13 protein-coding genes are annotated in these 23,070 nt (G+C 52.1%); 12 read left to right on the top strand and 1 reads right to left on the bottom strand.

The genetic code is table 11. The features are described from left to right. The first annotated feature begins 80 nt into the window (after positions 1 to 80). The 7 genes from TX85_RS16265 (at position 81) to TX85_RS16235 (ending at position 9,297) form a co-directional block, all read left to right on the top strand. Entirely contained in the window at positions 81 to 968 is an 888-nt protein-coding gene (locus TX85_RS16265) for a carbohydrate ABC transporter permease (protein ID WP_044480586.1), read from the top strand. After that, complete coding sequence (locus TX85_RS16260; protein WP_044480585.1) at positions 965 to 1,795, top strand: carbohydrate ABC transporter permease; 831 nt, start codon at positions 965 to 967, stop codon at positions 1,793 to 1,795. The genes TX85_RS16265 and TX85_RS16260 overlap by 4 nt, the downstream gene beginning before the upstream one ends. 21 nt (positions 1,796 to 1,816) lie before the next feature. Beyond that, positions 1,817 to 3,661: a glycoside hydrolase family 127 protein gene (locus tag TX85_RS16255; protein ID WP_044480583.1), complete on the top strand. Its 1,845-nt coding sequence runs from the start codon at positions 1,817 to 1,819 to the stop codon at positions 3,659 to 3,661. A gap of 293 nt (positions 3,662 to 3,954) precedes the next feature. Further along, entirely contained in the window at positions 3,955 to 4,845 is an 891-nt protein-coding gene (locus tag TX85_RS16250; protein WP_233500769.1) for a glycoside hydrolase family 43 protein, read from the top strand. 265 nt (positions 4,846 to 5,110) lie between these two features. Further along, complete coding sequence (locus TX85_RS16245) at positions 5,111 to 7,429, top strand: ABC transporter permease (RefSeq protein ID WP_044480582.1); 2,319 nt, start codon at positions 5,111 to 5,113, stop codon at positions 7,427 to 7,429. A 4-nt stretch (positions 7,430 to 7,433) separates the two neighbouring features. Beyond that, the gene (locus TX85_RS16240) at positions 7,434 to 8,192 is read left to right on the top strand and encodes an ABC transporter ATP-binding protein (RefSeq protein WP_044480581.1); all 759 of its coding nucleotides are present in this window, start codon (positions 7,434 to 7,436) and stop codon (positions 8,190 to 8,192) included. Between the two features lie 268 nt (positions 8,193 to 8,460). Further along, positions 8,461 to 9,297 (top strand): YitT family protein, encoded by an 837-nt coding sequence (locus tag TX85_RS16235; RefSeq protein ID WP_044480580.1) that lies wholly within the window; start codon positions 8,461 to 8,463, stop codon positions 9,295 to 9,297. Positions 9,298 to 9,369: 72 nt separating this feature from the next. On the opposite strand, the gene TX85_RS25425 is transcribed toward TX85_RS16235, so the two are convergent. Beyond that, positions 9,370 to 15,789: a polysaccharide lyase family 8 super-sandwich domain-containing protein gene (locus TX85_RS25425; RefSeq protein WP_049895006.1), complete on the bottom strand. Its 6,420-nt coding sequence runs from the start codon at positions 15,787 to 15,789 to the stop codon at positions 9,370 to 9,372. Between the two features lie 437 nt (positions 15,790 to 16,226). On the opposite strand from TX85_RS25425, the gene TX85_RS16220 reads away from it, so the two are divergent. The 5 genes from TX85_RS16220 (at position 16,227) to TX85_RS16200 (ending at position 23,007) form a co-directional block, all read left to right on the top strand. Further along, on the top strand, positions 16,227 to 17,987 hold the full coding sequence (locus tag TX85_RS16220; protein WP_044480578.1) for a sensor histidine kinase: 1,761 nt from the start codon (positions 16,227 to 16,229) through the stop codon (positions 17,985 to 17,987). Further along, complete coding sequence (locus TX85_RS16215) at positions 17,977 to 19,617, top strand: response regulator (protein WP_044480577.1); 1,641 nt, start codon at positions 17,977 to 17,979, stop codon at positions 19,615 to 19,617. The genes TX85_RS16220 and TX85_RS16215 overlap by 11 nt, the downstream gene beginning before the upstream one ends. Before the next feature lie 105 nt (positions 19,618 to 19,722). Continuing rightward, complete coding sequence (locus TX85_RS16210; protein ID WP_049895005.1) at positions 19,723 to 21,129, top strand: ABC transporter substrate-binding protein; 1,407 nt, start codon at positions 19,723 to 19,725, stop codon at positions 21,127 to 21,129. A gap of 71 nt (positions 21,130 to 21,200) precedes the next feature. Then, the gene (locus TX85_RS16205) at positions 21,201 to 22,100 is read left to right on the top strand and encodes a carbohydrate ABC transporter permease (RefSeq protein WP_044480575.1); all 900 of its coding nucleotides are present in this window, start codon (positions 21,201 to 21,203) and stop codon (positions 22,098 to 22,100) included. Between the two features lie 13 nt (positions 22,101 to 22,113). After that, positions 22,114 to 23,007: a carbohydrate ABC transporter permease gene (locus tag TX85_RS16200; RefSeq protein WP_044480574.1), complete on the top strand. Its 894-nt coding sequence runs from the start codon at positions 22,114 to 22,116 to the stop codon at positions 23,005 to 23,007. Positions 23,008 to 23,070 lie beyond the last annotated feature (63 nt).

Raw genomic sequence — 23,070 nt, 5'->3', positions numbered from 1 at the left:
CGAATGCTGTGACGGGAAGGCGACGTTCTGCTTGCGGACCGTCGTCTTCTTAGTCAGCAGCTTCGGGATGGGAGGCAGAGATGCGAAAGGGACTATGGTACGGACTGTTATTCACGGCGCCGGCTATACTCGGGTTTGTCATTTTCACCTTGGGACCGATGATTGCAAGCTTGGTCCTGAGCTTAACGGATTTCAACGTATTCAAAGATCAAACGTCCTTTGTCGGGTTCAGCAACTATGCGAGGCTGTTCTCCGGGGAGGATGAGCTGTTCTATCAATCCTTAGGGGTTACCTTCTATTTTGTAGTTCTTCGAGTGCCTGCGGTTATCATTATATCTTTTGCCATAGCCTTATTGCTTAATATGAACGTTAAGGGAAGAGCGATGTTTCGGACGATTATCTACCTGCCGAGCATCGTGCCGGCCATCGCATCGGCGATGATCTGGATGTGGCTGATGAATCCGGATCTCGGATTATTGAATTCCATGCTGAGCTGGCTGCATCTGCCGACAAGTAACTGGCTATATGCGGAGGGCAGCGTCATTCCTTCCGTGGTGCTGACTACGCTGTGGGGGATCGGGAGCACGGTCATTATTTTTCTGGCGGGTCTGTCAGGCATTCCCCAGTCCTATTATGAAGCGATTGAAGTGGATGGAGGAGGCTGGTACAGCAAGCTGCGCCAAATCACGATCCCCATGGTGACGCCTACGCTTTTCTTCAATACGATCATGACGATCATCGGCTCCTTCCAGGTCTTTAATGAAGCCTATATTCTGACCCAGGGCGGACCGAACAACCGAAGCCTGTTCTATGTGTTCTACCTTTGGAGAACCGGCTTCAGGGATACCGAGATGGGTTACGCCTCGGCATTGGCATGGATTTTATTCGTCATTATTATGGTATTTACTTATATCATCTTTAAAACCTCCAAGTCCTGGGTGTACTATGAAGGAGGGGAGCGCCCATGAGAACCTCTAAGCTTGCGATGGCCGCAGGTTATACTGCGCTTGTACTGATTTCGATCCTGTTTGTTGTTCCGTTTATCTGGCTTATCCGCAGCTCGCTGATGGACCTGTCGCAAATCTTCACGATGCCGCCCGAATGGATTCCGAAGCCGTTTCATTGGGACAATTTCCATAAGGCGCTCACTGTCCTGCCGTTTGACGTGTTCTTTAAGAATACGATCATTATCGTCTTCGGCGTGCTGATCGGGACGGTCGCGACAAGCAGCATTGCCGCCTTTGGCTTCTCGCGGATCCGGTGGAAGGGCCGGGATACCGTCTTTGCGATTCTGATGACCAGCATGATGCTGCCGTTCGCGGTAACGATGATCCCGAGCTTTCTTGGCTGGAAGGAGCTTGGCTTCTATGACACCCTCTATCCGCTGATCGTGCCGGCATACTTCGGCGGGGGGATCTTTAATATCTTCCTGCTCAGACAGTTCTATTTAACGATTCCGCGCGATTTCGACGAGGCGGCCTTCGTGGACGGGGCCTCCTATTTTAAGATTTATTTGAAAATTATTTTTCCGCTCAGCCGTTCGGCGCTTATTGTGGTTGCCTTGTTCAGCTTTTTGGGCTCCTGGAATGACTTTATGGGGCCTTTGATTTACTTAAAGAGCGATCGGTTGTTTACGCTGGCTTTAGGTCTGCAAATGTTTCAGGGCACCTATAATGCGCAATGGGATTTGCTTATGGCAGCCTCGGCGGTGGTCGTATTGCCATGTGTAGTTGTATTTTTGATCGGGCAACGCTACTTCCTGGAGGGCATTACGCTGACGGGACTGAAGGGATAAGGAAAGCGAGGGGAACGCACAATGACGACGGCACAGCAATCGGAGCTGCGCAACTGGCAGGAAGTGCCTTTTACGAAGGTGAAAATGACGGATATGTTCTGGCGGCCGCGGCTGGAGGTCTTGAAGAAGGTGACGCTGCCAGCCTGCTTGGCGAAATGTGAGGAGACGGGCCGGATCGATAATTTTGCTAAGGCTGGCGGCTTGCTCGAGGGTGAGTTCGAGGGCATCTATTTCAACGATTCCGATGTGTATAAGGTGCTGGAAGGGGTAGCCTATTCACTGATGCTGGAGAGGGATGCAGCGCTGGAAGGGGAAGCCGACCGGATCATCGAGCTGATCGCGGCGGCGCAGGAGCCGGATGGTTACCTCACCACGTACTATACGCTGGTGGCTCCGGAGAGCAAGTGGAGTGATATGGAGAAACACGAAATGTACAACGGCGGGCATCTGATCGAAGCCGCGGTGGCTTACTACGAAGCGACCGGCAAACGTCAGCTGCTGGACGTTGCATGCCGGCTGGCTGATCATTACGACCGTACCTTCGGCCCGGGCAAGCGGCATTGGGTAGAAGGACACGAGGAAATCGAGCTTGCGCTGATCAAGCTCTACCGGGCGACGGGGGAGGAGCGCTATTGGAAGCTGGCTTACTGGCTGATGGAAGAACGGGGTCATGGGCATGGTGTCGGCGCCATCTGGGATAAGCCGGAGTGGGGGCCTGCCTACTGCCAGGACGATGTTCCGGTTCGGGAGATCGAGAAAGTGACAGGGCATGCCGTTCGCGCCATGTATCTGTATTCCGGCATGGCCGACGCCGTGCATGTCTCGGGGGATACCGCCTATCTAGACGCCTTGCAGCGCGTCTGGTCCCATACGGTGGAGCGCAATATGTATGTGACTGGAGGAATCGGACCGTCCCATCACAATGAAGGGTTCACGGAAGATTTTGATCTGCCGAATGAGTCGGCTTATTGCGAGACCTGTGCGGCCATCGCCATGGTATTCTGGAATCATCGTATGAACCTGCTGTTCGGGGACGGCAAATACGCGGATGTGGTCGAGCGCGAAATGTATAACGGCGCACTAGCTGGTATTTCCCTGAAGGGGGACCGGTTCTTCTACGTGAATCCGCTCGCCTCGAAGGGGGATCATCATCGCGTGCCTTGGTTCGATACCTCCTGCTGCCCGACGAATCTGGCCCGCTTTCTCCCTTCAATCGGACAATATGTGTATGCCCGTACAGCTAAAGGGATCGCGGTCAATCAGTATATTCAAGGCGAGGCGGAGCTTACGCTGGAGAACGGAACCGCCGTCCAATTAAAGCAGCGTACATCCTTTCCGTGGAGCGGGACGGTCGAGCTGGAGGTATCTCCGGAGACGAGCGGTGTGTTTACCGTTCAAATGCGCGTGCCCGGCTGGTGCAGGGGCTATCGCATTCAGGCGGGAGGAGAATGGCTATCCGGCGTAGAAGCATTAGAGGAACGCGGATATCTCTCGATTGAGCGGCACTGGTCCAAGGGCGACACGATTCTTCTTGAGCTTGATATGCCTGTCGAGCTGATTCGCGCACGGGAGGAAGTACAAGCGAACGTTGGCCGGATCGCCTTGCAGCGCGGGCCGGTTGTGTACTGTATCGAGCAGGTGGATCATCCCGGACTGAGCTACGATGAAATGACGTTTTCAGCCTATGGGAAGCTTCGTGTCGAGCATCGGGAGGATCTGCTGGGCGGCGTGACTGCGCTGCAAGGCACGGATGGAGACGGCAAGCCGTGCCGGTTCGTTCCTTATTATGCCTGGGACAACCGGGAGCCGGGCTTTATGCAGGTCTGGATCCGGGAGAAGGAAGAGGAGCAGCTGTATAAGTATTAGCTTCGCTAAGCCGGACGGATTTATTCGCTAAGCTGGACGGTGTTTAATTGTAGTAACTGCAATTAAAGCCAGATAAAAGGAACGAATTTATAATTATAGTTGCACAAAAGGCATTTATTCCTTCTTGCGGATAGTCGTTTTCCAGGAATAGGAGGAGAATAATTGCAGGAAATGCAGTTATTTAATCATGTATCTCCCGTTTTTTCCGCAATAAATGGATAAAGTGCAATTATAATACCTATTGATTAGCTATACAGCACAGCAGCACAACAGCACAGGAAGGAGCAACTGTCATGCCATTGAACATTAAGAATCCGATCATCCCCGGCTGGTATGCGGATCCCGAAGCCAGAACATACGAAGGAAAGCACTGGATTTACGCGACCCGTTCCTTCACGGAATATACGATGCAGATGAATCTGGATGCCTTCAGTTCCGATAACCTGACTGATTGGGAGAAGCATGAAGGCATTATCGAAATGGCGGACTTCCCTTGGATTTGGAGAGCCGTCTGGGCGCCGACCCATATCGAGCACGGGGGAAAATACTATCTCGTATTTGCCTCGAACGATATTCAATCGGACGAGGAGATCGGCGGTCTGGAGATCGCGGTTGCGGACCGCCCGGAAGGGCCGTACCGAGGCTACCTGGGCAAGCCGCTTGTAGATAAGTTCATTCACAAGGCCCAGCCGATTGATGCGCATCTGTTCAAAGACGAGGACGGAACGGTCTATCTGTATTACGGCGGATGGGGACATTGCAACGTCGGACGGATGAATGACGAGATGACCGGATTCGTACCATTGACGGACGATGGCAATGAGATTCTTCGCTCCATCACACCGGAGGGATATGTGGAAGGTCCTTGCATGATCAAGAAGGACGGACTCTATTACTTGATGTGGTCCATGGGCGGCTGGACGAATGGAACCTATCGCGTAGCGTATGGCGTAAGCGATAACCCGCTGGGCCCATTTGAGAATCAGGGCACAATTCTGGAGCGCCAGGAGCCGATTGCGGATGGTCCGGGCCATCATGGTTACTTGCATCTGCAAGAGGAAGACGAATGGCTTATTGTGTATCACCGCAGAATTATTGGGGATACGGAGCCGGGTCATCGCCAATTGTGTATGGATCGCATGGTGATCGGTAACGGCAAGATCGAACGAGTCACCATGACGTAAGCAATGCTGGTAAAATGGAACGCGCTGAGAAAGAGCACCGAGAGGTGCTCTTTCTCGTGTTGTCACGCAATTTTTTGAGCAGACATTTGCCCCTTGACACCCATTTATTACATGTTACACTATAACCGACAGGCAATCGGTCGGTTACACGTGGAACGGCTACTCAGTGCGGAAGCCGGAAGTCTCATGGAGGTCATGGTGATGTTTGGCGGAGGGAATGAAGGGAGCTAGAAGTCGGAACGAAAACTTGAAACAGAGGTGACTTATGTACTACAGAATCATCCGCAATGATATCTCCAAAAGCAAATTGATCACGTTAACGACCATGATCTTTGTGGCCGCTGCAGCGATGCTGGTCTCGCTAGCAGTCATCCTCGTCATTCATCTCTCGGGCGCGATCGACACGCTGATGACCCGGGCGCAGACACCGCATTTTTTGCAGATGCATACCGGAGAGATCGATACGGCACGTCTGGCGGAGTTCGCGGAGCAGAATGACCATGTCGATGATTATCAGGTGCTGGAGTTCCTTAACATGGACGGCGCGAGGATTATCTTAGGCGATAACTCGCTGACAACAAATATTCAGGATAATGGATTCAGCATCCAGAGTGAGAAGTTCGACTATCTTCTTGATCTTGACGGCAATATCATTCACCCATCCGCCGGCGAGCTGTATGTACCAATAAGTTATATGAAGGACAACACCACTAAGGTGGGCGACAAGGCAGTCATCAGCGGGAAGGCATTGACCGTGTCGGGATTTCTCCGCGATTCGCAAATGAATTCCACGCTCTCTTTCTCCAAGCGATTTCTTGTAAGCGAACAGGATTATGCCGAAATCAAAGCACATGGGAACACAGAGTACCTGATCGAGTTCAGATTGAAGGAGCTGTCCAATCTTGGTGCCTTTGAGACGGCCTATGCCTCCGCTGGACTCGAAGCGAACGGGCCGACGGTTACTTATCCGCTGTTCAAGATGATCAATGCCCTTTCCGACGGGATGATGATTGGCGTCATTCTGCTCATCAGCGTGCTTGTTGTGGTGATCGCTTTGCTGTGCATTCGCTTTACGCTCCTTGCGAAGATCGAAGACGATTACCGTGAAATCGGGGTCATGAAGGCCATTGGACTGCGTGTATCCGATATCAAAAAGATCTATCTGGCCAAATACTCCGTGTTGGCGGGGGTTGGCTGTGTGCTCGGGTTTGGCCTCTCCCTCCTGTTCAAAGGCATGCTTCTTGGAAACATTCGGCTGTATATGGGAGAGAGCCCACACGCTTCCCTTGCTGCCGTATTAGGAATTATCGGCATCCTGTTTGTATTTCTTGTCATCATGGCTTATGTAAACGGAGTGCTGAGACGCTTTCGAAACATATCTCCCGCTGAAGCTATCCGCTACGGCATATCACAGGAAAAGACCTTCGGCGCCAAGCGCCTGAATCTAAGCGGGAACAGGCTGCTTAACACGAATGTATTTCTCGGTGTCAAGGATGTTCTCGCAAGGAAAAAGCTTTATGCTACCATGCTAACTGTACTCATCATCTCCACATTCATCATGATCGTTCCCCAGAATCTTCACAACACGATCTCCTCCAAAGGCTTCATCCAATACATGGGCGTCGGCGACGCCGATATGCGCTTGGATCTCCAGCAGACCGACCGTATTTCTGAAAAAGCAGATGAAATTGCACAAACGATAAGCGGCGACAATGCCATCTCAAAGTTTGCTGTGCTTGCAACCAAAACATTTCAATCCAAGAAGGAGGACGGCTCGGAGGAACGATTGAAGATCGAACTCGGTGATCATTCCGTCTTCCCCGTAAAATACTCCGAGGGCCGCGCCCCTGCTGCTGAAGATGAAATTGCACTTTCGGCTTTGAATGCCAGCGAGCTGGGTAAGCAGGTCGGCGACTTCATTACGTTGGTCATGGAGGGGAAGGACACAGATGTTAAGATAAGCGGCATCTATTCGGATATTACGAACGGAGGCAAAACGGCCAAGGCAGTATTCAACGATGCATCTGCAGATGCGATGTGGTATGTCATCTTTGCGGAGCTGTCAGATCCGTCTCTGATCGACAGCAAGGTTTCGGAATACGCGGACAGGTTTGCTGAGGCCAAGGTGTCGGATATCGATGAATATATCAAGCAGACCTTCGGCCCGACGATCAGTTCCGTCGAAAAAGCTTCTTATACTGCCATCGCCGTCGCGCTGGTGATCTCGGTATTGATTACCCTGTTATTTATGAAAATGCTGGTTGCAAAAGACAAGCATTCCATCAGCGTCATGAAGGCGTTCGGCTTCACAAGCTCAGATATCCAGACACAGTACATTTCACGTGCCGTATTGGTGCTGATGATCGGAATCGTTCTTGGCACGCTGCTGGCCAACACGCTCGGAGAGCTGCTTGCGGGTGCGGTGATAGCCTCCTTTGGCGCGTCTACGTTTCATTTTGTGGTTCATCCGCTTGCTGCGTATCTGCTGAGTCCGCTCTTGATGATTGGCTCGGTACTGATCGCGACGATCATCGGCACCTCCGGCGCCGGACATCTAAAATTATCTGAACATATAAAGGAGTAGGCTAATGAAGAAGATCATTATGGGAGATCAAATCTTCAAAGCTTTCGGTGAGGGTGAGGAAAAGCGCAATGTGCTGGGCGGCGTGTCCGCCTGTATTCATGAGGGCGAGTTCGTTGCGGTCATGGGGCCGTCGGGCTCGGGAAAGTCCACACTGATGTATGCGCTGAGCGGCACCGATGGCATTGACCGTGGAACCGTCGTCGTTGACGGCAAGGATCTATCGGGAATCGGCGAAAGTGAGCTATCGGATTTACGGAGAACGAAAATGGGCTTCGTGTTCCAGCAGCCCACGATGCTGAAGCATCTGAATATTCTCGATAATATTATTCTTCCATCGATGCGGGGGAACCGTAAAAACGTTGCTTTAATTACAGGCAAAGCTAGGTCGCTGATGAAAAGAGTGGGCATTTTCGAGCTTGAAAAACGGGATATTACACAGGTTTCGGGAGGTCAGCTTCAGCGTGCGGGCATTTGTCGGGCGCTGATGAACAGCCCGAAAATCATCTTCGGCGACGAGCCTACAGGTTCGCTTGACTCTCAGTCCGCACAGGAAATTATGGATCTGTTCTCCGAGATCAATGCGGAGGGCACAGCGGTTATGCTAGTCACGCATGACGCCAAGGTTGCGGCACAGACCGAGAGGATCATGTTCATGCGCGACGGGGCCATCGTCAGCGAGCTCAAGCTTCCGAAGTATGACGGGAGAGAACTGGACGGCAGAATCGAGCGAATTACGGACAAAATGAGAGAGAGCGGGATTTGATGTACTGATACCTTCTTATGATGTATAAGAAAAGCGACCCATTAGGGTCGCTTTTCTAATTGTAAAAATTCCTCGCTACTCCCAAATCTCCATTTCCCGCTGAAACCTTTTAATCCAATAACTCGATTCGGTAGGTGTATTCGTTGGGCGTTGAACCTGTAATTTAGTTTAGGAGCGAGGTAAAGTGTTAAAGTCATATTGACATTTATAGAGGGAAGTAGATACGATAAGCTGGTTGTGAATTTGCTGAAGAAAGGAATAGTTCAAGATGAAGAAGAGAATCGCGGATATCGCATTAATTATATTAGGAGCGTTCTTGTTCGCACTGGCCGTCAACCTGTTTATCATTCCGAACGAGTTCGGGGAAGGAGGCGTAACAGGGGTTACGATTATTCTGTACTACCTGTTCCAATGGTCGCCTTCCATCGTTAACATCGTGCTTAACGGCTTGCTGCTGATTGTGGGATATAGATTCCTGGATCGGCAAACGACGATTTATACGGTGATTGCTGTGGCGTTCAACTCGTTGTTCCTGCATATCACGGAGAGCTGGACAATCGATTCCCAGGAGCCGATGGTCAATGCCATTTTTGCCGGCGTGATGGTCGGGGTGGGCATTGGCTTGATTGTGCGAGTAGGCGGAACGACGGCGGGAACGGTGATTCTGGCCCGAATTGCGAATAAATACCTCGATTGGAAGATCAGCTACGCGTTGTTGTTCTTTGATCTGATCGTGGCCTTTTCCTCCTACTTTATCATTGGTGCGGAGAAGCTGATGCTGACGATTATTATTTTGTATGTGGGCACGAAGGTGATGGACTTCATGATCGAAGGACTGAATCCCAAAAAGGCGGTAACGATCATCTCGGAGAAGCAGGATCGTATCGCAGAGATGGTCATTACACAGATGGACCGCGGCGTCACGGTCCTGTCCGGTCGTGGCTACTATACGAAAAAACCGAAGGAAGTATTGTACATCGTCATCAGTAAGCAGGAGGTATCCGCACTGAAGAAAATTGTCAGATCCATCGATACCGCTGCGTTTCTCACTATTCATGATGTGCGGGATGTATTCGGGGAAGGATTTTTGGATATTTCAAAGTAAAAGGAAAAAATAGGACAGGCACAGCATGAGGAACAAAATGGCTCCTGTGCTGTGCCTGTCGTTAACTAAGCTCTATTGTTCCAGTGTCCGAACCAGTAGGGTTACGGCTTCCGCCCGGGTTGCAGTACCGCTCGGGACAAATTTATTGTCGCCTCGGCCGCTCACGATGCCCAGCCTGCGAACTGCCTCAATTGCGCTCTTCGCCCACTGCGGAATGTCCTTATCGTCCGCGAAGCCGGTCGTTGCGCTTTCTTCGGCGGACAGCTTAAGCGCTCTGGCGATCATCGCGGCCATTTCCGCACGGGTGATGCGCGCATCCGGCCGGAAGCTGCCGTCTGCGTACCCGCTCACAAGGCCTGCTTCAACCGCGTTCGCGATTGCTTGCTTTGCCCATCCGCCGATTTTGGCCTCGTCCGTAAATGCAGCCGCTGAACCTGCTGCTTCCAGCTTAAGCGCCTTGGCCAGCATAACCGTAAATTCGGCGCGGGTTATGTCGGCATCCGGCTTGAAGGTTCCATCCGGATAGCCGTTGACAAGCTTGATGCCCGCCGCGCACAGGATGGCGTTCTGCGCCCAATGTCCCGCGATGTCTGTGAAAGATGGTGTCGGTGTGTCCGGTTCGCCGCCTTCGTCCTTCTTCTCGCCTACAGCCATGACTGCGAACTTGGTGAAGTGATCCACCTCGGCTGTAATTCGATCGCCGTTCACGATGCCGCCGATTTCGATCCATACCTTTCTTTCCTCGTCATAGTAGAAGATAGCGGCTCTCTGATGGTCTCCTACGAGAGACGGATCAAACTTTAGCGAGAGGACGATCGGCTTTTTGAAGTTGCCGGTCACATTTTTCGTCAATTCAAAGACGTTGCTGACAAGCGTCTCCTTATCGAATACGAGGCCTGCCGTACTGAGCAGCTTCTCGATCACGATGCGCAGCTCTTGCTCCGCTGCCCCTGCGCCTATCGTAAGGATAACTTCTTCACCGAGACTGACCTCGCCGGCCCGTCCGTTCGGGATAATAATGGTGCCGTTAGCCGATTTGATGATGGAAGTATGATTGCCGTTACCTGTGGTGCTGCCGCCAGCCTGTGTCCCCGGATAGGGGTTATTCGGCGTTTCCGGTTGCCGAACCATCGGCGTTGCCGTCACGGTATTGGAGAAATCGCTCTCGCCCCTCGCATCTACGGCCTTCACCGCAAAGGTATAGCCTTTTCCGTTCGTCAAACCGGTTACCGTATACGTGGCTTCCGTTACGCTGGCTTGAACCAGCTGCCAGTTGTCCGGATTGGCCGGCGCCGCTATGCCTTCATATTGGTACACGGAATAGGTAACGCTTTCTGCTGAAGCGTTCCATCTTAAGGTTACGGATTGGTCGCCGGCCGTTGCCTTCAAATTCGCAGGCGCTGCCGGAACAGATGCTTCATTCGGCGACGGGATCACGCTGTTCGACGGTGCGGATGGGACCGACTCCCATTTGGCGTTCCTTGCGATCACCGTAAAGGTATACGCTGTACCGTTTGTCAGACCTGTGACGGTAATAGGGCTGTCTGAGCCTTCCGCCGTCGTAACAGCTTTTCCGTCAGCCCACGCAGTTACTTGATAGCCGGTAATTTCGCTTCCGCCATGATGAATCGGCGCGGTAAAGCTCACCTCGGCGGACCCGTCATGACCGATGGCATACACATCGGCAGGTGCTTCCGGAGGGGCAACAAGAGAAGGGTACACTTTGAATTCCCAGAGTGAATAGCCGTAGGTGCTTCCTCTTTTGATGCCGTACATCTGAACATATCTTGCATTTACCGGCGCGAAGGAGATTTTATCGATGCCGCCTGCTCCGGTGGTGGTGCTATACACGGTGGTCCAATTCTTGGCGTCGTCGGATACCCGAATTTGGTACTCCTTGCCATATGCCGCTTCCCAATGCAGATCCACTTTTTCGATGGATTGGCTGGAGCCAAGGTCAACGTAGATCCACTCCGAGTCGGAGTAGTTAGAACCCCAACGGGTACTTAATATCCCGTCGACTGCATAGCCGGGGGCCACGTCCGCAGCTCTGGACGAGCTTGCCACTACCGACTTGCCTTCTGCAAGATTGAGCGGTAAATCCTCATACACTTTAAATTCATAAAGCGAGTAGCCGTTTCCGGTGCCCTGTTGAACGCCCTGCATCCGAACGTACCGGGCACTGACCGGATTGAAGGAAATGTCTTCAATGCCTCCTTTACCCGCCGTCGTAGAGTAAACATCCGTCCAGGTATTTGCATCGTTCGATACTTGAATTTTGTAGCTTTTCCCGTACGCTTTCTCCCAATTTAGCCTAACCTTATTGATCAAATATTGACTTTGCAAATCCACATAAATCCATTCATTATCCGAATTGGCTGAATTCCAATACGATGTTCTGTATATATCCGTAGCATTCGAGGAAGCATGATTACCTTTACTGGATGAAGCAATCGCACCTTTGTCGTAAGCGAGGTCGAACTCTCTGTCGTTGATGGAGGCTTTCTCATCCAAGGTTATGCTTCGGCCCGTGAACGTATCCTTGCCAAGCTTGTAGCTTGTCGTAGTTCTCTCTCCGTTTCGATCCAGCGTCACGTTCACACTAATCCCCGGTGTTTCGGGATTGGAGACGGAAATGCGGACAGGTGCTGCGGATTCGTCGACGATCACCATGGCCGGTTGGTCTACGGTGACCGTCAAGCCGTCTCTCAGCGTTACTGTTCCAGGCTTATAGAACAGCAGCTCCGAAATTTCGAGCGTATTATGCCGGACCGCCTGGACAGAGGATGTATTCGAAAGAATGGTTACCGGGATGTTGCTTGCGTAGTTGCTGACTTCATCAGAATTTTTGTTTGGCAGTACAATGTACTGATAGGAGGCATTTGCGGGCTTTATGCCATGATCAAGCCATACGGAAAAAATCGGTTTGGTGATCGGATCCGTCGAGCTTCCCGTAACCACATCGCTCCAGCTTCCGGTCTTCGTCTCCAGGTTGACCTGAAAGGCCGTCGAATTCGGGAATACATAGCCGATACGGTCGTTATATGCCCAGCGTCCGTTGGTTTGCTTCGTTCCCTCTGCGAGGGGATTGCCATCGACGAGAACTTCGCCTACCGCTTGACTTTGGTTCAATGTCGTGTGAACAGGAGCCGCGTTCGTCGAGGTGATTCCCGCACCAAGCGCCACCATTTCATCATCGAAGAAGAAGTAACCCTTCTTTCCGCTTGTACTCAGCTTGTTGAAATCAAATGCGGTGGCTCCGTAACGCTCATCTGTTACGCCGCCTACAAAGGTTCTGGGATTGTTGAAATTCCCGTCTTTCGTGAGCACGTAAGGGGCCGTTGTGCCGGGAACGTGGGCCCAGTCCATCAACTGGTAGACGGGTCTGTATTCGTCGCCGGTTCTTTGAATGGCTGTGGCTCCTTGCGGCGTCCAGTACAACAGGTTATACCCGCTAGGATTTATCGTTCTCCATTCGCCGCCCTTGACCGTGCTTGAAGACATCTTGACCGTAATTCCATAGTCATCTCGCATATGGGAGGAGACGAGCGTCTGCCACTGCGTCATATTGTTGGCGTTCAGTCCGTTGCTTGTGCTTGTGCCGACCCTGCGAATATTGTCCAGGAAACTCGCAAACTCCGCCGCCCTCGCCGGGTTGGCCGTGATCATCCATTCGAGCGGATCTTCATAGAAGGTCAAGGCCGCGCTCGAATAACTCGGCCATTCGGGTCCATTCATCCCCATGCCCAGATCGGCGACATCGCCTCTCACGAGATATCTTGTGCCGTCCAGAATGTACGATGATAACGAATCAATTGCAACCTTGCTGTACGGGAACACGGTACCGGAGGTAATGTACGCCCAGAATGACATATCTCTGGCGAAGCTTCTTCCGTAGCCCGTCGTATAATTCGTCTTGCCATGCATGAAGAAGGACATGTCAGACTGGATCCCCGTCACGGTTGTCGTCACATTTGCCAGAATGTTAAATGCATTTACGGCGTCCCGAACGATATCCGCATTCTCGAGTAATAAGCCGCGGTACATATAATTCTGGTTGTACCAGGACGAGTTGGCTCCGTCGCCAGTATGAGCCTTGCTATCTAACGTGGCTATAATATTGGAGGCTTGCGTTTCAGTTAAATAGCCTTCGCATAAGAGCGCAATTTTCCCTAATCTTAATTGTTTGCCGATTCCGGTTTCCCACCAGTTGGTTGAAGTCGGCTTCACCGTAAACCAATGGTCCAGTGCCTTTTGAATACCTTCCAGCATTGCCGGGCTATGGTAGTATGGATCATTCGGGTCGGCAAACGCCTGCGCCATCGACTGCATCCGGTCTAAGGCAAGGTAAGGCGACCAGCCTCTCCCGTTGGCGGCGGAAGTTGTACTCTTATAATCGACATCCCCCCAGCTGCCATCCGGATTTTGACTGGATAAGTAAGTGCCCGCCTTGGATTTGAAGGTCCATTCGACCCGGCCGTTCGTTCCGTCGTTGATAATGTCCCTAGAGATGTAATAATCAACTATACGCTGTTTCATCAATTTCATATCCGCGATCTCTTCAGGAGTGCTGACTTTGTCAACGATTTGGAAGTAGAAGCGGTCGGCATTTTCCGTATAACCATCATTAAGTAAATAAGCGAGGTAATATTCGCCCGGGGCCAAATCCTTTAGGCTTGGATATTCTTTTCGCCCCTCGCTGTTGTCTGTCAGGGTTACCGTCCCGTCGGGAAGGTCATTCACATAGGCCCACTTCCATGCATTGGTTCCTTTTTTCGGCGTCTCGTTTTTGAGGTAAATACCGATCCAATCTTTTTGGCCTTGAGCTCCGGTGTAATGAATGGTTAACGGCTGCCCGCGTTCTACGACCGTTTGATCCATGCTTAGCGTGCTGCTGTAGTCGGGCTTGGGGGCCGATGGCAGATTCAAGTCCGCGTAACTGCGCGGCATCACATTGAATTTGGATACAACGGCGCGGTGGTCGGATAAATAAGGATCCAATTGGATGTCCGCATAAGATATCGGTCCGCCATTGACCGTCTTCTCTCCGATCAATTTGCTGTCTAGCGTTGTCGCGGGACCTCCGGCATACACGTAATCAATCCGATCGTATACCTCCGGCGTTCGCCACTCGGTGCCCTCGACGGCCCAAGTAATGCCTGGCGTTGAGGCCGGATCAGGATGCATGGACCGATAGGAATCGACCATGCCCAATTCCTGGAGTTTCTTCGATACCGGCCATTCTACTGCCTTGCCGAAATAGCGGTCTTTCGTCGCCTCCGTCCAATCGAGGTGCGACGGCACATTGAAGTCTCCTGTCAGAAAGACGGGCATCCCTTGCCCGGCGAGCGCAGGAAGCTTGCTGAACGAGTTGCGCATCTCGGCCATATGCTTGAGGTTTTCATCGGCAAGGACGCTCTCGACGGTCTTGCCATCTGCGATGCTGTAGGGACCGTAGGGGGAAGATGACAGATGCACATTGCTGATCGCCACAGCTCTGCCCGGATCGACTTCAATCAGGTAGTAATCCTTTTCCTTATCGACATCGAGTATCGGATATCTGCTCATGAGACTAACATTTGGGCTTGCCTTCATGCTGAAATCATATCCTAACGATGCAGCCGCCTGAGTTACGACATCATCGTTGGATTCCTGGATGCCGATCACATCTGCGTCTGCCGTTCGGATCAAGTTCTCCAGGAAATTGACGACACTATCCTTGCCGTTCTTTTTGATGGCATCCCCCGCCCAAAGGTTCAAGCTCATCACGGTGAGCTCGATCTCCGGTTTCGGGTCGGGGCCCGGCGTCGTCGAAGCTACCGTGACTTCAACCGTCGCCGATTTCCCTTTGAACGTAATGTCTATCACGGCGGTCCCCGCTGATACGGCCTTGACCAATCCGGTTGAGGTCACCGTTGCCACTTGCGGCAGGCTGCTGACATACTGGATGTCATTTGCCGATGTTACATCCTCGGTCTCATTTGTACTATACGTGGCTTCAACCTGCAGCTGTGAGCTGTCCTCTTGCGGGTTCAGCTTTAGCGCCACCGATTCGGGAGTCGCCTTCAACTGCGTGACTTCCTTGTCGGCAATCTGAAAGTAAAAGCGGTCGGCATTTTCCGTATAGCCGTCATTAAGTAAATAGGCGATGTAATACTCGCCTGGCGCCAAGTCTTTGAGACTTGGATACTCTTTTCGCCCCTCACTGTTGTCTGTCAGGGTTACCGTCCCGTCGGGAAGGTCATTCACATAATCCCATTTCCAAGCGTTGGTTCCTTTTTTCGGCGTTTCGTCTTTGAGGTAAATACCAATCCAATCCTTATTGCCTTGAGCTCCCGTGTAATGGATGGTTAGCGGCTGCCCGAGTTCTACAACCGTTTGGTCCATGCTCAGTGTGCTGCGGTCTGCAGCACGCACAACATTCGCAGGCATACCGCCCCATGTTCCTACCAAAAGTACGAATGCCATCAACGATTTCAACAGTTTACTCATCCGTGTTTTCCCCCCCTTGAATAACAAGAAATATCCAACTCTTTGCAAATCTTTGCACTTGGTTAACCACCCGCTTGCCCCTCTGTTGATCTGGACTTAAAAGGTTTTGAGAGCGCTTTCTCGTCCAGGGATTAAAAAAGACAGCTCAGCTGCCCCCAAACGCGTCCCCCTTTCATCGAGACCGGCAATCGCTTTAACGTCCCGTTAAGTATGCCGTTACCTTACCAATTCCTCGTTGTAACGACAATTCCGACAAACACCAATTTTTCCTGCAAGCACAGATTACAAACTTCCCAAAAACAACACTATTTCAAAAATAAACTATTTTGCAGACGATTATGCCCTGTATGCTATATAAGATGCGAAAACGCTTTCACTTACAGAAAAGAGAAGGTATCATAGAAAGATATTATTTATACAAAGTGAAGGTGAACTCCATGTTAAGCATGCACAGGCTCTCTTTTCGAAGCAAGCTGAAGATAACCTTTCTTATGGTGTCCGTGGTGTCGATCCTGATAACCGGCCTCTTCTCGTACAGGACAACCGCGGGCATTCTGGAGGACAAGGCGTTGAAGCTGACGCAGGATACGGTCGTAAAATCCGCACAGATTGTAGATGAAAGACTGAATCAGCTGATGCTGGTCATGATGACCTTTATGATCAGCGATTCGTTTCAAAGCATGCTCAAGGATGCCTCCACGGGGAATGACCAGGCCTACTTTACACATATGACGAATATGGACAACGTATTTTCTCAGGCACGCATCGCGGAGCCCTTAATTCAGTCCATTTACATTTCCACCCCGATCGGGGAGTTTTACCCCCTCCCCATGAACCGGAACCACTCGACCGTGTTTACGGAGACGCAGCTCTACCAGCAGATTATCAAGGAGAAACGAAATATTTGGATCGAAGGGCATGAGGATCCGATATTTTCGGGGAGTCAGCGCGTGATTTCATTGGTCCTCCAGCCGATTGCGGAGTATCCGGTCCGTGATGTCTATGTCGTCGTCAATATTCGGGAAAATGGTCTGCGAAAGGTGGTCGGTCCCACCGCGGAGGGCGGTTCCCTTCGCTTTCTTCTGAATGCGGACGAGAGTCTGGTGTATGACGAAGCGAACCCGCTCATTCAGCAAACGGCGGCAACGGGCCTGACATCCAGTCTGCTGGAAAGCGAGCCCTCGGGATATACGACCTTCAAGCTAGGCGGGAACGATTACCTGCTCAATTATGCGGGGCTGCAGATTAATGACTGGACGGTAGTCGCCATTCAATCGAAGGCCAATGTACTCAGAGAATTAAGAAGTGTTAAATGGACCATTCTGCTCATAACGGCGATCAGCTTCATCGTGACCCTGATCATCTCGGGATGGTTTACCCGCTATTTGCTTATCCCCTTGCAGGGGCTTCTGCTGGTGATGAAAAGGGTGGAGATCAATGATCTGTCCGCCCGGTTCCACAGCCGGAATGAGGACGAGCTGGCCCAGGTCGGCTTTCGGTTCAACCGGATGCTCGACCAAATCGTTCTTCTGATCGAGGAGGTGAAGCTGGCGGAAGCCAGCAAGCGCTCGGCCGAGATCAAATCGTTGTCCGCCCAGATGGATCCCCATTTCCTCTATAACACCTTGAATACGATCTATTGGAAGCTGAATCTGAAGCGGGTGGAGGAATCCCAGGAGATGGTGATGTCGTTGTCGAGACTGTTTCAGCTCGGCCTGAATAAGGGGCAGGAAATGACGACGCTGGAGAAGGAAATTCAGCATGTCGTCCAGTATTTGAAATTGCAAAGCAGCTGTTATGAGAACCTGTTTGAATATGAGATCCGGATTGCCGAACCCGGACTTCTCCAGCAGCCGGTGCCGCGCATATTGCTTCAACCGCTTGTGGAGAACAGCATTCTTCACGGATTCGAAAGCATGGAATCCGGCGGCCGAATCTGGATTGAAGCGGATGTCGATCCCGTCTCCGGCACCTGGAGCCTTCGGGTCAGCGACAACGGGTGCGGCATGGAGGAAGACACAGTCAGGCAGCTGTGCAGCCAAAGTATGGACCAAGGATATGCGATCGGCAATCTGATTAGCCGGCTAAGCCTCGGCTACGGAGACGAGGCTCGCCTTGAGGTTGCCAGCAAGCCGGGTGAAGGCACCGCGGTTAACATCGTGTTCCCGTGGAAAGGAGAGAATCCCGATGAATTTTGAACAACGGATCAATTTGGTCATTATTGATGATATCAAAAGTGTGGTTGACGGCTTGACGGCGATCGATTGGGACGCCTGCGGCATCACGCTGGCAGGCGCGTCGTCGAACGGGGCGGAGGGCCTGGAGCTTATTAAATGCAGCAAGCCGGATATTGTCCTTACCGACATTCGAATGCCCCGGATGGATGGCCTGATGATGATGCAGTCGCTCCAGGAGCTGCAGCTGGCTTGCAAGGTGATTCTGATGACCGGTTATTCGGACTTTGATTATGCGCAGAAGGCCGTCAAGCTGGGAGCCTTCGATTTCATATTGAAGCCCTTCTCTGAGACGGAGATTACCCAAGCGGTTCTTCGGGCGAAGGAGCAAGTCCTGACAGAGCGCTCGGAGTACTTGAACCAGAAGGAGATGGAGCGAAAGCTACGAGAAAGCATGCCGCTGCTTCGGCAGGAATACTTCTCCCTGCTGATCCATCATCGGACAAGCTGGAGTCAGGCTGCCAAACGCTGGGAGTTTCTGAAGATCGAGCTCGCTTCGCGCGGATTCACGGTCATGCTGTTCAAAATCGACGATTTTGAGAAGAGCATCTCCGATCTGCCGATTCACGAGGTGGAGTTGATCCGGTTCTCGCTGCAAAACATTGTAGAGGAGACGATCAGCAAGCATTCGAAGTGCATGGTGTTCCGGGACGGCGATCAGCGGTTTGCCGCCGTGCTCAACGCTTCAACACTGTTTACGGCGGAGGAGATCGGAGAGCGCTGCTGCCAGAACATCGAGCGCTTCACCAAATTTACGGTATCCGTAGGCATCGGAGAAGAGGTCGATGAGGTGCATCAGCTTCCCGATGCCTATCGCCAGGCAGAGACTGCGCTGGCCTATCATCTATTCACCGATGGCAATGGAGCCATCGGCTACGGCAACCTTCCCAAGACAGACCGGCAGGAGCCGATTCTGCTGGAGCATCAGAAGGAACTGCTGTTGGTCCTGCGTTCAGGCAACGGGGAACTGGCGGCATCGCTCTTGTCCGAGATGTCCGGGAAGCTGCAAAGCGTCGTCCCCCAGCCGAACCCGGATTATTCGCTCAGTCTGTACGAGGAACTCGTTGCATCCATCATAAGAATGCTGTATGAGCTGGTGCCGCAGCAGGAGGTTCAGCCGTTGGTAGACCGGTTCAAGGCGGAGCGGGCTATGGCGGGGACGAAGCTCGCTGTTCTGGAGCAGCAAATCCTGAAGCTGTGCAAAGGCGGAGCAGAACTGGTCAAGAGCCATTCGCTGTCGGAGGGAGAGGAAATGATATATAAATCGCTGAAATTCATCACGAGCCGGCTTGACCGGAGCCTGTCTGTCAGCGAATGCGCCGCTTACGTGCACCTGAGTCCGAGCTATTACTCGAGCCTGTTCAAACGGGTGACCGGCATGACGTTAACCCAATATCTCGCGGGCGAGCGGATCAACAAGGCCAAGAAGCTGATCCTTGACGGCATGTCCGTGCAAGACGCGGCGCTGGCCGTGGGCTACGAGGACCGGCGGTATTTCAGCGAAACCTTCAAGAAGCTTACGGGAAAGACGCCGTCGGAATTCCGCGAAAGCTATGAGTCGAAGGCAGCCGTGTCTCCCGAATCAGGACAGTAGAATTACCACCCTGGAGAGTGAAATTGCCGCACTCTCCTTTTTTTTCGCCGCCTTATAATGAAATCGTAAACAACAGATTTCGCCAAGAAAGAAGGGGGAATGAATATGAACTTTAAAAAAGTGCTTGGACTGGGATTGGTGGCTGTTCTGGCTCTTAGTACGGCAGCCTGCGGCGGCGGAAATGCGGACAAGACCGCCAATAACAAGCCGGCAACAGGAAATGAACAGCAGACGCAAGGAGCCGAGCAACCGGGTGAGAAGAAGGTTCTTACTTATTGGACGGATGATCGTCATGACCAGGAGTATATTAAGGAACTGATCGAAAACTTCAACTCGACCAATCAGGATCATATTTCTGTCGAGCTGACCGTCTTGTCGGAAAACTACAATCAGAGCGTCGATATTGCCTTTGCCAGCAATAAAGCGCCGGATATTCTCAGACTCAAGAGCGCCAACACGGAAATGTTTATGAAAAAGGGTTACTTGGCCCCATTGGACAGCTATTTGACGGATGAAATGAAATCCAAGTTTGACGGATTGCTGATGGACGGCGTTAACCGGTTTGACGGCAAAGTGTACAGCCTTCCCAACTCCGGTCTGACGCTTCGCCTGGTGTACAATCAAGACTTGTTTGAAAAGGCGGGCATTTCAGGGCCTCCGGCCTCCTTGCAGGACATGGTGGACGCCGCCAAAAAGATTACGGATTACGGCAAGAAGGAAGGCATTTACGGGTTTGCGCTCAACTTCAAAAATCCGAAAAGCGCCTTCGAGCGTTCGGTCCGCGAAATTTTGTCGCTCAGCGGCTATCAAGGCTTGGGCTTTGATCTGAAGACAGGACAGTTTGACTTCGGTCCGTATAGCCAGGTGATCGAATACTTCAAGCAAATGCATGAGGATGGCAGCATCCTCCCAGGGGCGGAAACGCTCGATATCGACCCGCTGCGCGCTCAATTTGCCGCAGGCAAGATCGGTATGTACCTCTCCTTCTCGACGGAGCCTGGGGTATACAAGGATCAATTCCCTACGACCATCAACTGGGCCGGAGCTCTGGCGCCAACACTGGAGGGCAAGCAGGTCGGTACATCCGAAATCGTGTCTGCCGGAACCTGGATCGGCATCAATGATAAGTCGGCCAATAAGGACGCAGCATGGAAATTCATGGAGTACATGTATGCTGATGACGTCCTGACGGCTTACCATGAGAAGGGCTTCGGAATTTCGATTGTTCCTTCCATTGCGGAAAAGGCTAAAAACCCGGATACTCCCGGCATGGAAGGCTTCCTGGTAGGCGAGCATGATTCGCTCTGGCCGGTAACGCCGAACATTACGCCTGAAGGAGCCAACTATGGCGATGCATTCTTCAAATATATGCTGGACGGCGGAGATCTTCAGGCCGTGGTATCTGATCTGAACGCGCGCTATAATGACGCACTGTCCAAGGCTGTAGAGAAGGGCGACGTGAAGGTCAGCCCGGATCCATCCTTTGACCCGTCGCAGCTGAAAGCCAAATAATACAGGAATACAACAGGGCTTTCGTTGGATGAACGAAAGCCCTTTGTTATTCAAGAACGGGGGATGGGGAGATGTCACAGTGGAAACGGCTGCAGGAGAATTCCCTGCTACTGCTCCCAAGCGTCATATTGACCTTGGCGCTAGGTGTGTACCCGCTAGTATGGGTACTGCGTTACATGTTTTACGATTATCCGGGTTACGGGCAGGAGGTCTTCGTAGGTCTCGATAACTTCGCCAGATTGTTCAGGGATCAGGCCTTTTGGGCATCCGTAAAGAATACCTTCATCTTTGCGGGAGGCAAGCTTGTGCTCACCGTACCTTTATCGCTCCTGCTGGCGGTGATCCTGAACGGCAAGCTGCGCGGCCGAAATCTGCTGCGCGCCGTCTTCTTCATGCCGACCGTCATCAGTACGGCTGTGATTTCGGTGGTGTTCTACCTCATTTTTAATTCCTACAACGGGATGGTCAATCAACTGCTGATGAAGTATCACATCATCGGACAGCCGTTCGAGTGGCTTGGTCCCAAGCATGCGATGCTCACCGTGATTCTGGTTGCAACCTGGGGGGCTATCGGCAATTACATGCTGCTCTTCCTGGCTGGACTGCAGAGCATCCCGAAGGACCTATACGAGAGTGCTTCGATCGACGGCGCAGGACCCGTAAGCCGCTTCCGTTATATTACGCTGCCCATGCTGGGTCCGGTGATGCAGGTGATCATCATGCTGGCGATCATTGCGGCATTGAAGGGCTACGAAAGCATCATGGTTATGACGGAGGGCGGCCCGATCGGCAAGACAGAGGTCATGTACCTGTATCTTTACAAGCTTCTGTTCCCGATGGCAACCTCAGGCACGCCGGTGGAGCAGCAATTTGGTTACGGAAGCGCCGTAGGCTTTGTCACGGCTCTAATCGTTGGAGGAATAACCTTGATTTATCATTATATGAGCAAAAAAATGAATAAGGTGTATTAGGAGGCATGCAGCGATGAAGAATGAAGCAGTACCTACAGTCAGACAGCCGGTGCATGGCCTTCGCGATAAACTCCGTCCGGGGAGGTTTGCCGGAAGAGTGATCATATGGGCATTCCTGCTCGCGGTCGTCGTGTTTACCTTGTTCCCGCTTTTAATGACATTTACCGGATCCATGATGACCAATGCGGAACTGATGAGCGGCGGGAACCTGATCCCTTCGAAGTGGCAGTTCGCAAACTATGCGGAGGCCTGGCAGCAAAGCAATTTCGCCCGTTACACCTGGAACAGCTTGTTTATGAGCGTCACCTCGACCGTCGGCACGCTTCTAGTAGCAGCTATGGCCGCGTATGTGGTTGACCGGAGAAGCTTTCCCGGAAAGGCCCTCTTCGTCGGGCTCCAGGCTTCAATGATGTTCATATCGATGGGAGCCATCGTGCTGAGACCTCAATTTGACCTGATGGTCTTGCTGGGTCTGAATTCATCGCTATGGGGCGTCATCCTGATCCTGATCAGCGGGCATGCCAGCACCTTTTTCATTCTGTCGGGATTCTACAAGTCGATCCCCCGCGAGCTTGACGAAGCGGCGATGATGGACGGCTCGGGCTTTATCCGCACCTTCTTCCGGATCATTATTCCCCTGCTTGCGCCGGGGCTCGGGGTATCGGGGCTGTTCGCTTTCCGGCATGCCTGGAATGAATATATCCTGCCCCTGGTATTCACCTTGACCGATCCTCACCTGCAGACGCTGACCGTGGGATTGGCCAATCTGAGATACGGCTCGTCGGCAGCCATGCAGACGAATCTGATGATGGCCGGCGCCTGCTTGTCGATGCTGCCGATGCTGCTGGTGTATCTGCTTGCGAACAAATCATTCATGCAGGTCACGGCGGGCTCCATCAAGGGCTGATCATTACGTTGAATAAAAAGGTTACGTGGAGAAGGTATATACGTTACCCTGTATGTACAGCAA

It is taken from the genome of Paenibacillus antibioticophila (genome assembly GCF_000455265.1).
Classification (GTDB): domain Bacteria; phylum Bacillota; class Bacilli; order Paenibacillales; family Paenibacillaceae; genus Fontibacillus; species Fontibacillus antibioticophila.
This window is presented reverse-complemented; position numbering and strand designations above follow the sequence as displayed.

Bases quoted from the DNA above. Each gene is read 5' to 3' on its own strand.
- TX85_RS16205 (WP_044480575.1), top strand. From the start codon at position 21,201: ATGTCACAGTGGAAACGGCTGCAGGAGAATTCCCTGCTACTGCTCCCA.
- TX85_RS16265 (WP_044480586.1), top strand. From the start codon at position 81: ATGCGAAAGGGACTATGGTACGGACTGTTATTCACGGCGCCGGCTATA.
- TX85_RS16260 (WP_044480585.1), top strand. From the start codon at position 965: ATGAGAACCTCTAAGCTTGCGATGGCCGCAGGTTATACTGCGCTTGTA.
- TX85_RS16215 (WP_044480577.1), top strand. From the start codon at position 17,977: ATGAATTTTGAACAACGGATCAATTTGGTCATTATTGATGATATCAAA.
- TX85_RS16250 (WP_233500769.1), top strand. From the start codon at position 3,955: ATGCCATTGAACATTAAGAATCCGATCATCCCCGGCTGGTATGCGGAT.
- TX85_RS16245 (WP_044480582.1), top strand. From the start codon at position 5,111: ATGTACTACAGAATCATCCGCAATGATATCTCCAAAAGCAAATTGATC.
- TX85_RS25425 (WP_049895006.1), bottom strand. From the start codon at position 15,789: ATGAGTAAACTGTTGAAATCGTTGATGGCATTCGTACTTTTGGTAGGA.
- TX85_RS16255 (WP_044480583.1), top strand. From the start codon at position 1,817: ATGACGACGGCACAGCAATCGGAGCTGCGCAACTGGCAGGAAGTGCCT.
- TX85_RS16210 (WP_049895005.1), top strand. From the start codon at position 19,723: ATGAACTTTAAAAAAGTGCTTGGACTGGGATTGGTGGCTGTTCTGGCT.
- TX85_RS16240 (WP_044480581.1), top strand. From the start codon at position 7,434: ATGAAGAAGATCATTATGGGAGATCAAATCTTCAAAGCTTTCGGTGAG.
- TX85_RS16220 (WP_044480578.1), top strand. From the start codon at position 16,227: ATGTTAAGCATGCACAGGCTCTCTTTTCGAAGCAAGCTGAAGATAACC.
- TX85_RS16200 (WP_044480574.1), top strand. From the start codon at position 22,114: ATGAAGAATGAAGCAGTACCTACAGTCAGACAGCCGGTGCATGGCCTT.
- TX85_RS16235 (WP_044480580.1), top strand. From the start codon at position 8,461: ATGAAGAAGAGAATCGCGGATATCGCATTAATTATATTAGGAGCGTTC.